The following is a 12,505-nucleotide window of genomic DNA, read 5'->3' on the forward strand; positions in this document are numbered from 1 at the left end:
CCTGATTTCCCCTCGCCTTACGACTTGGCTTTCGGCATCTGGGAAACCAGTGAGAGATTGATATCCATCCCTTCCACCTGAAAGTGCGGTACGGCGTAGAGTTTCACGCGGAAGAAGCCCGGATTATCATCAATGTCTTCCACCACAACTTTCGCATCACGCAGCGGGTGAGATGCCTGCAACTCATCGCCCGGGTCGGTCATTTCAGTCACAAGACCACGAACCCAGGTGTTAAGCTCCAGTTCCAGCAACCGGCGATCCTTGGTGGTGCCAATGTTTTCACGTTGAATCAGCTTCAGATAATGAGCGATGCGCGACAGCAGGAAGATGTAAGGCAGACGCGCATTGATGCGGCTGTTGGCAGTAGCATCCGCAGTATCGTAGAGAGCGGGTTTTTGCGTGGAGTTCGCCGAGAAGAAGCACGCATAATCGCGATTTTTGTAGTACGACAGGGGAATGAAACCGAGATTCGCGAACTCGAACTCGCGGGTTTCCGGGATCATCACCTCTGAGGGGATTTTTACCTAGTTGCCAGTGCCAAGATCATACAGGTGAATTGGCAGCTCCTGCACCGCACCACCCGCCTGTGGACCACGGATTTGTACACACCAACCGTTATTGATGAAGCTTTTCACCATGTTGGCCGCAAAAGCAAAGGTGGCATTGGTCCACAGGTATTTATCGTGATCCGGGCCTTTCACCTCTTCAACATAATTAAAACTACGCACCGGTACAGTGTCCGGGCCATACGGCAGGCGACCCAGCACGCGTGGCATAACCAGCCCCAGATAACGGGAATCGTCCGTATCCCTGAAACTTTTCCATTTAATGTACTCGGCGCGGTCAAAGTAGTTACCGATATCTTTGATGGCCGCAACGTCTTCCATTGACTCTTTCAGGAAAAATTTCGGACCTGCAGAACCGATAAATGGCATATGAGCCGCTGCGGACACTTTTGATAAATTACGCATCAGCGCCACGTCCTGCGCAGATGCATCAAACTCATAAGCGGAAATCAGCGCGGCAATCGGCTCGCCTCCCGGCGTGTCGTACTCATCAATGTAGGTATGTTTGTACAAACCACTCTGGATAATTTCCGGGCTATCTTCAAAGTCCTGACGCAGGTCTTCTTTAGATATATCCAGCAGTTCAATTTTCACGTTCTGGCGGAAATCTGTTTTATCGACCAGCGATTTCACGCCGCGCCACAGACTTTCTACCGCCTGAAAGTCCTCATGATGCATAACGGCATCAAGCTGACGGCTGATCTGGAAATCCAGTTCAGCGATATGGTGGTCAATCAGATTTTTGTCGAGCTTTTCGACTTTCGATCCCGATTTTGTCAGACACTCCAGGAACACCTGCATCCCGGCCGTTAAACGTTCATCCGCAGTGGCATCCGACATCGCCTGTGCGTCCTGCCAGATATCCAGAGAACTCAGCTCAGAGACCGGACTGAGATTAATTTTTTCAAACAGGGAAGCATAAACTCCAGCAGCAGCAGGACGTTCAAGCACCACACTCTCGCCACCAGCATTCTCATTTTTTACAGACATCAACATTTTCCTTATTAATCCGTTAAATCATCGTGACCGTTACGGCTGTTTAGGTGCCAGAGCTGATAGTTCTGCTCTGAGTTCTGCACTTAATGCCGGGTCCAGCAAAATGTTTTCCAGTTCTTTACGGAAAGTCTGGTTATCCAGAAGGTTCGCTTTTAAATCACGAAGTAAATTACGCATGGAAAGCATGGCTTTTAGCTGTGGTATTTGTCGGGAGACCTGTTCCGGGGAGAAATCCTTTATGCTCTGGAATGTCAACCTGATGCTGTCTTCACTACCGTCATCAGCAAGTGTGTTATTAACGATAAGATTTACTTTTGGGGAATATTCAGAAAGAACCGCATCAAAATTATTTTTGTTAAGATTAACTTTTTTACGTTCAGATAATGGCGCGGATTCCTGACCATTACTAAAATCACCCGCAACCAGTAACTTCAGGGGTAATTCTGTTTTCTTACTTGCTCCCCCGGTGTGCAGATCTAATTTCAGATTAATACGGCCCTTCGGTATCTCCCGCTGGAAGCTGTCACTCATAGTTCCCTCTCGTAATTCAATTAAAGTCAAATTAATCACAATACTTAATTAACTCGATGCTAAGGCAATGTGGAAATGAAAAAAGCAATGCAGATCAACATATTGAGAATAAAAAATAATGGGAAAATTGCCTGACAATAAAAATAATCGCAGCCATATCAATTGATTAAAAACGTCTTTATAAATATTCCTAATTATATTTTTATTATGTTATTTTGTTTTTTATTTACCACAGCATCTGTTAATGGACAGGCCATATATAGCGCAAAACACTGACTTACCCGCGCCTATGCCACAGATACTGTTATCTGATAGTTATGCCCATGTTGCCTAAGTAATTCATAAGTATTCGCCGTGTACTGACATTAAATTCTTGTCCGGCAATCAGGTCATACCCGTATCCACAGGTCTCAATATTGGAAAAGAGATTTTATTTTAAGCAAGCTTAAATTTGCATTACAGCATATTCAGGCCTACACCCGAACGACCTGATTAACCATAAAAAATTGATGCAGCGCAGCATGTTAATTATTCCTGGATCTTACATTGTCATTGCACAGTAAATGTAGAAACTTATGCGTAACGGAGTATTTATGAGTTTTAAACGTTTGGTTATAATTACCGCAATATCCTGTATGTATACCGGATTTGCATTTGCCGCGAACGTCACGTTGAACCCTGCCCAGGTAGAACATCTGAATAACGTCATTAATCACGAGGTAAAAGGGAAAGATGACCGTAATTTTGTCTATACCAACTGGACAGAAGCTCAACGTGTGGCCGAATTTATTTGCCGACCACTCGCTCTGAAAGAGCTACAGAAGCGGTACACCGACGTAGATAAGGTTATTTTCGATCAGGGAAAACATAATATGCAGCGTCTGGTCTCACCTGCATTGCTGACAGGTAATGGCCAGTACCGTAGAGGGATTAACTGGACGACTTTTCACTTCGCCTGTGAACTGTCAGTGAAAACCGGAGAGGCGATGGGATTCAGGCTGTTGAGAAATAAAACCCTGACCATGGCTCCGGGGCCCGTTATTCGTTCCGGGGAGATCGACCAGTGAAAAATATTCTTACCGCATTTCTCATCATCACTCTCCCTGCTTTCTCCGCCACGGCAGCCAGTTTTGACTGCCGCCAGTCCCGCAGTGCGGATGAAAAAGCAATTTGTTCATCACATAGCCTGAACGATTTGGATGTGGAGATGAGCGTTAAGTATCAATTTCTTCATGGGCTTTACGCGATGGGAGCCGCCGGGGAACTGCATGACTCACAGGTACTATGGCTGGCTGAACGTCGCCAGTGTGGTGGCAATACAACCTGCCTGACGAAAGCATACAAGCAGCGCCTGAAAACGTTGAACCATCTTTATGACGCGATTAATAAACCACTCTGAGTCTGGAGTGAACTGGTGGTTGTCGGAGACGCCTTCATACAAGGCACCTCCTTACCGGCGCGTGTAACGCAAAAAGAGCCTGATGATTGTTCTTCCATCGGCTCTTTCTCTGAAGTGAAAGAAGGCCCAGGACGGACGTACTCGCTGGCATATGTGGCTCCAGCTCAACCAATGATAATCACTATCGTTATTTTTTATTTAATAATAATCTCCTGAAAAATAGATATAGCCAAAATTCAATCCTGCCTGGTTTAATTCCGCATCAATCACCAGAAATAATCAATCTCTCAACTATCATATCATTTAATATTCACCACCAAAATTTTATTATTTTCTTCTGCTTTACAGGGAAATTGTCAATCTGTTTATTATGTCCGGTTTAAATAGTTAATCACAAAACATCATCGCCATTGCTGACGTGTTTTATTCATTGATAACAGTGCCATACGTTCTTTTTTTACAAAGAAAAAATCAATTGCTAAATTGTTTTTTGACTTAATAGTTAAGCGCGAAACATTTTAATAAATGATAAAAATCCTAAATTCCTTGTTCATAATGTAGGGGTGTGTTAAATAGGTGGGCAAAATTTGGTTCCCCCTTCTCGCCTGTAATATTGCAGCATCTTCGCACTCCCATGAGACATTGCGACTTAATAAGAAGGTGATAAGCCCTGCATAAGCGCATGGGCTGACCATGGTTTTATATTCATAAAAATATTTCGTTATAACCCATTGATTTAATATCAATAATTTATTGTGGGTTCGGGTTTGTTGTGACTGTGGCATTATTTCCGTGCAAAGGAGCTGATATGTCTGAAAGACATTTACCTGATGACCAGAGCAGTACTATCGATCCATATTTAATTACCTCTGTTCGCCAGACCCTGGCAGAACAAGGCGCAGCATTACAAAACTTGTCTAAACAACTGGATTCCGGGCAGTACCAGCGTGTCCTTAATTTGATAATGAACTGTAAAGGGCACGTTATTCTTTCGGGAATGGGTAAATCAGGGCATGTCGGTCGTAAAATGTCAGCGACGCTGGCCTCTACCGGTACACCGAGTTTCTTTATTCATCCGGCAGAAGCATTCCATGGCGATCTGGGTATGATTACGCCCTACGATCTCCTGATCCTTATTTCCGCCAGCGGCGAAACGGATGAAATCCTCAAGCTGGTTCCTTCACTGAAAAATTTCGGCAACCGAATTATCGCCATTACCAATAATGGAAATTCCACGCTGGCAAAAAATGCTGATGCCGTGCTGGAACTCCACATGGCGAATGAAACCTGCCCGAATAATCTTGCACCAACAACGTCCACCACGCTGACCATGGCGATCGGTGATGCGCTGGCTATTGCCATGATCCATCAGCGCAAATTTATGCCAAATGATTTTGCACGTTATCACCCGGGCGGTTCATTAGGCCGTCGCCTGCTGACCCGCGTTGCGGATGTCATGCAGCATGATGTTCCTGCGGTGCAACTGGATGCGTCATTTAAAACCGTGATTCAACGTATCACCAGCGGATGCCAGGGAATGGTGATGGTAGAAGACGCAGAAGGCGGGCTGGCGGGCATTATCACCGACGGTGACCTGCGTCGCTTTATGGAAAAAGAGGATTCTCTGACATCCGCCACGGCTGCGCAGATGATGACGCGTGAACCGCTGACGCTACCGGAAGACACCATGATCATTGAAGCGGAAGAAAAAATGCAAAAGCACCGCGTCTCAACATTATTGGTGACTAACAAGGCAAATAAAGTCACTGGCCTTGTGCGCATTTTCGACTAATTAAGCAACGGGGTGCGAGAGTTTAGTCTCTCATTGAGTTTGCGCCCCACTGAAACTTTGATAATCGTTACATGTTGATAAAAGTGAAGTCTGCCGTATCCTGGATGCGTGCTCGTCTGTCTGCCATCTCACTGGCAGATATCCAAAAACACCTGGCGAAAATCATCATTCTGGCACCGATGGCGGTGCTGCTGATCTATCTGGCTATCTTCAGCCAGCCTCGCTATATGAGCGAGTCGAAAGTCGCCATTAAACGCTCAGATGATTTAAACAGCGGCAGCCTGAATTTTGGTCTGCTTCTGGGTGCCTCTAACCCCAGTTCCGCAGAAGATGCGTTGTATCTGAAAGAGTACATCAACTCGCCGGATATGCTGGCGGCGTTGGATAAGCAACTGAATTTTCGTGAAGCGTTTAGCCACAGCGGGCTCGATTTTCTTAATCATCTTAGCAAGGATGAAACCGCAGAAGGCTTCCTCAAGTACTACAAGGATCGTATCAACGTTTCGTATGACGATAAGACCGGATTGCTGAATATTCAGACGCAGGGCTTTAGCCCGGAGTTTGCGCTTAAATTTAACCAGACCGTGTTGAAAGAGTCAGAACGCTTTATCAATGAGATGTCGCATCGCATTGCGCGCGATCAGCTTGCCTTTGCAGAAAGCGAGATGGAAAAAGCGCGCCAGCGTCTGGATGCCAGCAAAGCGGAACTGCTCTCTTATCAGGACAGCAACAACGTCCTGGATCCACAAGCCCAGGCGGAGGCCGCGAGCACGTTAGTCAATACGCTGATGGGTCAGAAGATCCAGATGGAAGCAGACCTGCGTAACTTGCTGACATATCTGCGTGAAGATGCACCACAAGTGGTAAGTGCGCGTAATGCGATTCAGTCATTGCAGGCACAAATCGACGAAGAAAAAAGCAAAATCACGGCGCCACAAGGTGACAAATTAAACCGCATGGCAGTGGATTTTGAAGAAATCAAATCAAAAGTAGAGTTCAACAGCGAGCTGTACAAACTGACCCTGACCTCCATTGAAAAGACCCGTGTAGAAGCGGCTCGTAAGCTCAAGGTGCTGTCGGTTATCAGTTCGCCACAGTTGCCGCAGGAATCGTCTTTTCCAAACATCCCTTATTTGATCGCCTGTTGGTTACTGGTGTGCTGCCTGCTGTTCGGCACCCTGAAACTATTGCTGGCTGTTATTGAAGATCACCGAGATTAACGCTGTCGCTGAATGAGTTTGTGATGAAATTATTTAAATCAATTTTACTGATTGCCGCCTGTCACGCGGCGCAGGCCAGCGCGGCCATTGATATTAACGCTGACCCAAACCTGACAGGAGCAGCGCCACTCCCCGGTATTCTGAGCGGACAGAAGTCGGATACGCAAAACATGAGCGGCTTCGACAATACCCCACCGCCAGCGCCGCCGGTGGTGATGAGCCGTATGTTTGGTGCCCAACTTTTCAACGGCACCAGCGCGGATAGCGGTGCGACAGTGGGATTCAACCCTGACTATATTCTGAATCCGGGCGATAGCATTCAGGTTCGTTTATGGGGTGCGTTCACCTTTGATGGTGCATTACAGATTGATCCCAAAGGCAATATTTTTCTGCCAAACGTTGGTCCAGTGAAAGTTGCCGGGGTTAGCAATAGCCAGTTGAACACTCTGGTTACATCAAAAGTAAAGGAAGTGTACCAGTCCAACGTCAACGTCTACGCCTCCTTATTACAGGCGCAGCCAGTAAAAGTGTACGTGACCGGCTTTGTGCGTAATCCCGGTCTGTACGGTGGCGTGACGTCTGATTCGTTACTCAATTATCTGATCAAGGCTGGCGGCGTTGATCCAGAGCGCGGGAGCTACGTTGATATTGTGGTCAAGCGCGGCAACCGCGTGCGCTCTAACGTCAACCTGTATGACTTCCTGCTGAACGGTAAGCTGGGGCTTTCGCAGTTCGCCGATGGTGACACTATCATCGTTGGGCCTCGTCAACATACGTTCAGCGTTCAGGGCGATGTCTTTAACAGCTACGACTTTGAGTTCCGCGAAAGCAGCATTCCTGTAACAGAAGCGTTGAGCTGGGCGCGCCCTAAACCTGGTGCGACGCACATTACGATTATGCGTAAACAGGGGCTGCAAAAACGTAGCGAATACTATCCGATCAGTTCTGCGCCAGGCCGTATGTTGCAGAACGGCGATACATTAATTGTGAGCACTGACCGCTATGCCGGCACCATTCAGGTGCGGGTTGAAGGCGCGCACTCCGGTGAACACGCCATGGTACTGCCTTATGGTTCCACCATGCGTGCGGTTCTGGAAAAAGTCCGCCCGAACAGCATGTCGCAGATGAACGCGGTTCAGCTTTATCGCCCATCAGTGGCTCAGCGTCAGAAAGAGATGCTGAATCTCTCGCTGCAAAAGCTGGAGGAAGCGTCACTTTCTGCCCAGTCCTCCACCAAAGAAGAAGCCAGCCTGCGAATGCAGGAAGCGCAACTGATCAGCCGCTTCGTGGCGAAAGCGCGCACCGTGGTTCCGAAAGGTGAAGTGATCCTCAACGAATCCAATATTGATTCTGTTCTGCTGGAAGATGGCGACGTCATCAATATTCCGGAGAAAACATCGCTGGTTATGGTTCATGGCGAGGTGCTTTTCCCGAACGCGGTGAGCTGGCAGAAGGGAATGACCACCGAGGATTACATCGAGAAATGCGGTGGCCTGACGCAGAAATCGGGTAACGCCAGAATTATCGTCATTCGTCAGAACGGTGCCGCCGTCAACGCGGAAGATGTGGATTCACTCAAGCCGGGCGATGAGATTATGGTTCTGCCGAAATATGAATCGAAAAACATTGAAGTTACCCGTGGTATTTCCACCATCCTCTATCAGCTGGCGGTGGGTGCAAAAGTGATTCTGTCGTTGTAAGGAGTTGAAATGAGCAAAGCAGTTATTGTCATTCCGGCTCGTTATGGCTCATCACGCCTGCCGGGTAAGCCGCTACTCGATATTGTTGGTAAACCGATGATCCAGCATGTTTACGAGCGTGCGTTACAGGTGGCGGGCGTCGCAGAAGTTTGGGTGGCAACTGACGATCAGCGTGTTGAACAGGCCGTGCAGGCGTTTGGCGGGAAAGCCATCATGACGCGTACCGATCATGAATCCGGCACCGATCGGCTGGTCGAAGTGATGCATAAAGTCGAGGCAGATATCTACATTAACCTGCAGGGCGACGAACCTATGATTCGCCCGCAGGATGTAGAAACGCTGCTGCAAGGAATGCGTGACGATCCCGTGTTGCCGGTGGCAACGCTATGCCACGCGATTTCTGCCGAAGAAGCGACGGAGCCCAGCACAGTAAAAGTGGTGGTGAATACCCGCCATGATGCACTTTATTTCAGCCGTTCGCCGATTCCGTATCCGCGTAATGCTGAAAAAGCGCGCTATCTGAAACACGTCGGTATTTACGCTTATCGTCGCGATGTGCTGAAAAACTACAGCCAGTTACCGGAGTCCATGCCGGAGCAGGCGGAATCACTGGAGCAGCTACGGTTAATGAACGCGGGAATCAACATTCGAACGTTTGAGGTTGCCGCAACCGGTCCGGGCGTTGACACCCCTGCATGTCTTGAAAAAGTGCGCGCCCTGATGGCACAGGAACTGGCTGAAAACGCATGATTGGCATTTTCTCGTCCGGCATCTGGCGTATTCCACATCTGGAGAAATTTCTGGCGCAACCGTGCCAGAAACTTTCTCTGCTGCGCCCTGTTCCGCAAGAAGTTGATGCTATCGCCGTGTGGGGACATCGCCCCAGCGCGGCGAAACCAGTCGCCATCGCCAAAGCAGCGGGAAAACCGGTCATCCGTCTGGAAGATGGATTTGTGCGTTCACTGGATCTTGGCGTCAATGGTGCGCCGCCGCTTTCTCTGGTGGTGGATGATTGCGGCATTTACTACGATGCCAGCAAGCCTTCGGCGCTGGAGAAACTGGTACAGGATAAAGCCGGAAATGCAGCATTGGCAGATCAGGCCAGAGAAGCGATGCACACCATCGTGACCGAAGATTTGTCGAAATATAATCTGGCGCCTGCGTTTGTGGCTGATGAGTCAAAACATTCAGACATCGTTCTGGTTGTCGATCAGACATTTAATGATATGTCAGTGACGTATGGTAATGCGGGTCAGAATGAGTTCGCCGCCATGCTGGAAGCCGCGATGGCGGAAAATCCTCAAGCGACAATTTGGGTGAAGGTGCACCCAGATGTACTGGAAGGAAAGAAAACAGGTTATTTCGCCGATCTGCGCGCCACGCAACGAGTACGTTTGATTGCGGAGAATGTCAGTCCGCAGTCGCTGTTACGACACGTTTCCCGGGTTTACGTCGAGACCTCCCAGTACGGCTTTGAAGCCTTGCTGGCAGGAAAACCAGTGACATGCTTCGGTCAGCCCTGGTATGCAGGCTGGGGGTTAACGGACGATCGTCATCCGCAGTCCGCTTTGTTATCTGCCCGACGCGGTTCTGCCACGCTGGAAGAACTTTTTGCCGCTGCATACCTGCGTTACTGTCGCTATATCGATCCGCAAACGGGAGCAGTAAGCGATCTGTTTACCGTGCTGCAATGGCTGCAATTACAACGCCGCCATCAGCAGCAGCGTAATGGCAATTTATGGGCGCCAGGCTTAACGCTGTGGAAGTCGGCGATCCTGAAACCTTTCTTACGAACGGCGACAAACCGGCTGAGTTTTTCACGTCGCTGTACTGCGGCGAGCGCCTGCGTGGTATGGGGTGTAAAAGGAGAACAACAATGGCAAGCCGAAGCGCAGCGAAAATCACTGCCATTATGGCGAATGGAAGATGGTTTTCTGCGTTCATCCGGACTTGGCTCTGACCTGCTGCCGCCGCTATCGCTGGTGCTGGATAAACGCGGTATTTACTATGACGCCACACGCCCCAGCGATCTGGAAGTGCTGCTGAATCATAGCCAGCTAACGCTGGCGCAGAAGATGCGAGCGGAAAAATTACGCCAGCGACTGGTTGAAAGCAAACTGAGTAAGTACAACCTGGGAGCCGATTTCTCTCTACCAGCCGAAGCCAAAGGTAAAACAGTTATCCTGGTGCCGGGTCAGGTAGAGGACGATGCCTCTATTAAAACAGGCACTGTCTCGATTAAGAGCAATCTTGAGTTATTACGCACAGTACGCGAGCGTAATCCACACGCTTACATTATTTATAAACCGCACCCGGATGTACTGGTGGGGAATCGCAAGGGCGATATTCCGGCAGAACTGACTGCTGAACTTGCTGATTATCAGGCACTGGACGCAGATATTATTCAATGCATTCAGCGCGCAGATGAAGTGCATACCATGACGTCACTGTCGGGGTTTGAAGCGTTATTACATGACAAGCACGTACATTGTTACGGCCTGCCTTTCTATGCCGGTTGGGGTTTAACCGTCGATGAACATCGCTGCCCGCGTCGCGAGCGAAAATTAACGTTAGCGGATCTGCTATATCAGGCGCTGATTGTTTATCCAACCTATATCCACCCAACACGGCTACAACCTATTACGGTTGAAGAGGCGGCGGAATATTTGATCCAGACGCCGCGCAAGCCGATGTTTATTACCAGAAAAAAAGCGGGGCGAGTAATACGCTATTACCGCAAATTAATTATGTTCTGCAAAGTCAGATTTGGCTAAACAATTTCACAGTTGACTATTACGCAAATTATTTATGCAAGGTAATGCACTAACCGTTTTATTATCCGGTAAAAAATATCTGCTATTGCAGGGGCCAATGGGACCCTTTTTCAGTGATGTTGCCGAGTGGCTAGAGTCATTAGGCCGTAACGCTGTGAATGTTGTATTCAACGGTGGGGATCGTTTTTACTGCCGCCATCGACATTATCTGGCTTACTACCAGACACCGAAAGAGTTTCCCGGATGGTTGCGAGATCTCCACCGGCAATATGACTTTGACACTATCCTCTGCTTTGGCGATTGCCGCCCATTGCATAAAGAAGCAAAACGCTGGGCAAAGTCGAAAGGTATCCGCTTCCTGGCATTTGAAGAAGGATATTTACGCCCGCAATTTATTACTGTTGAAGAAGGCGGAGTGAACGCATATTCATCGCTACCGCGCGATCCGGATTTTTATCGTAAGTTACCAGATATGCCTGCGCCGCATGTTGAGAACTTAACACCTTCAACAATGAAACGTATTGGCCATGCGATGTGGTATTACCTGATAGGCTGGCATTACCGTCATGAGTTTCCTCGCTATCGCCATCACAAATCGTTTTCTCCCTGGTATGAGGCACGTTGCTGGGTTCGCGCATACTGGCGCAAGCAACTTTACAAGGTAACACAGCGTAAGGTATTGCCGAGGTTAATGAACGAGCTGGATCAGCGTTATTATCTTGCCGTTTTGCAGGTATATAACGATAGCCAGATTCGTAACCACAGCAATTATAACGATGTGCGTGACTATATTAATGAAGTCATGTACTCATTTTCGCGTAAAGCGCCGAAAGAAAGTTATTTGGTGATCAAACATCATCCAATGGATCGTGGTCACAGACTCTATCGACCATTAATTAAACGGTTGAGTAAGGAATATGGCTTAGGTGAGCGCGTCATTTATGTGCACGATCTCCCGATGCCGGAATTATTACGCCATGCAAAAGCGGTGGTGACGATTAACAGTACGGCGGGGATCTCTGCGCTGATTCATAACAAACCACTCAAAGTGATGGGCAATGCCCTGTACGACATCAAAGGCTTGACGTATCAAGGGCATTTGCACCAGTTCTGGCAGGCCGATTTTAAACCGGATATGAAACTGTTTAAGAAGTTTCGGGGGTATTTATTGGTGAAGACGCAGGTTAATGGGGTTTATTATGGGGGAAGGTTTTTTAAAAACAGAATGATGGTGGAAAATAAAACACATCTCGCAATAAAAAACAGATAATAGCCCATGTATTATCTAGTTAAATACAAACCCTACAATAAATCATATAAATGCATCTATTATTACATATCTTAATCTACATACAATTATAAATATTTATTTCAATGGCCTTGCTCTCTTTTATAATCACTATCCTATATAACTATTAAAATATAATTACTCATATAAAACAGCAGCAATGAAGATGTTTTAACATACCATTCAAATAAATCACTTTTCTCAAATGCAATGTGAATTTAACCGATAAAAATGGATAG

At 47.7% G+C, this 12,505-nt stretch carries 9 protein-coding genes and 1 pseudogene; 8 read left to right on the plus strand and 2 right to left on the minus strand.

Translation table 11 applies throughout. From position 1 onward, the window contains the following. Nucleotides 1–17 precede the first annotated feature (17 nt). Nucleotides 18–1,562, minus strand: a pseudogene (tssC, locus tag BEG40_RS16175) (type VI secretion system contractile sheath large subunit). A 33-nt stretch (nucleotides 1,563–1,595) separates the two neighbouring features. Further along, entirely contained in the window at nucleotides 1,596–2,093 is a 498-nt protein-coding gene (gene tssB, locus BEG40_RS16180; protein ID WP_105285750.1) for a type VI secretion system contractile sheath small subunit, read from the minus strand. Nucleotides 2,094–2,686: 593 nt separating this feature from the next. On the opposite strand from tssB, the gene BEG40_RS16185 reads away from it, so the two are divergent. From BEG40_RS16185 to BEG40_RS16220, 8 genes are all read left to right on the plus strand, one after another. Then, nucleotides 2,687–3,160: a hypothetical protein gene (locus tag BEG40_RS16185; protein ID WP_105285751.1), complete on the plus strand. Its 474-nt coding sequence runs from the start codon at nucleotides 2,687–2,689 to the stop codon at nucleotides 3,158–3,160. Beyond that, complete coding sequence (locus tag BEG40_RS16190; protein WP_105285752.1) at nucleotides 3,157–3,492, plus strand: lysozyme inhibitor LprI family protein; 336 nt, start codon at nucleotides 3,157–3,159, stop codon at nucleotides 3,490–3,492. The genes BEG40_RS16185 and BEG40_RS16190 overlap by 4 nt, the downstream gene beginning before the upstream one ends. An 808-nt stretch (nucleotides 3,493–4,300) precedes the next feature. Then, nucleotides 4,301–5,284 carry a KpsF/GutQ family sugar-phosphate isomerase gene (locus BEG40_RS16195; RefSeq protein ID WP_001298261.1) on the plus strand — a complete coding sequence of 328 codons (984 nt, stop codon included), beginning with the start codon at nucleotides 4,301–4,303 and terminating at the stop codon, nucleotides 5,282–5,284. Between the two features lie 71 nt (nucleotides 5,285–5,355). After that, nucleotides 5,356–6,504 carry a capsule polysaccharide export inner-membrane protein kpsE gene (locus BEG40_RS16200; RefSeq protein ID WP_000905918.1) on the plus strand — a complete coding sequence of 383 codons (1,149 nt, stop codon included), beginning with the start codon at nucleotides 5,356–5,358 and terminating at the stop codon, nucleotides 6,502–6,504. A gap of 23 nt (nucleotides 6,505–6,527) precedes the next feature. Further along, on the plus strand, nucleotides 6,528–8,204 hold the full coding sequence (locus BEG40_RS16205) for a polysaccharide biosynthesis/export family protein (RefSeq protein ID WP_010348153.1): 1,677 nt from the start codon (nucleotides 6,528–6,530) through the stop codon (nucleotides 8,202–8,204). 9 nt (nucleotides 8,205–8,213) lie between these two features. Beyond that, nucleotides 8,214–8,954, plus strand: coding sequence for a 3-deoxy-manno-octulosonate cytidylyltransferase (kdsB, locus tag BEG40_RS16210; protein ID WP_105285753.1), 741 nt, complete (start codon nucleotides 8,214–8,216; stop codon nucleotides 8,952–8,954). Beyond that, nucleotides 8,951–10,978, plus strand: a complete 2,028-nt coding sequence (locus tag BEG40_RS16215) for a capsule polysaccharide biogenesis protein (RefSeq protein ID WP_105285754.1) — start codon at nucleotides 8,951–8,953, stop codon at nucleotides 10,976–10,978. The genes kdsB and BEG40_RS16215 overlap by 4 nt, the downstream gene beginning before the upstream one ends. A gap of 34 nt (nucleotides 10,979–11,012) precedes the next feature. Next, complete coding sequence (locus tag BEG40_RS16220; RefSeq protein WP_105285755.1) at nucleotides 11,013–12,248, plus strand: capsule polysaccharide biogenesis protein; 1,236 nt, start codon at nucleotides 11,013–11,015, stop codon at nucleotides 12,246–12,248. Nucleotides 12,249–12,505: the final 257 nt, after the last annotated feature.

This window comes from Escherichia sp. MOD1-EC5495 (genome assembly GCF_002965965.1).
GTDB classification, from domain to species: domain Bacteria; phylum Pseudomonadota; class Gammaproteobacteria; order Enterobacterales; family Enterobacteriaceae; genus Escherichia; species Escherichia ruysiae.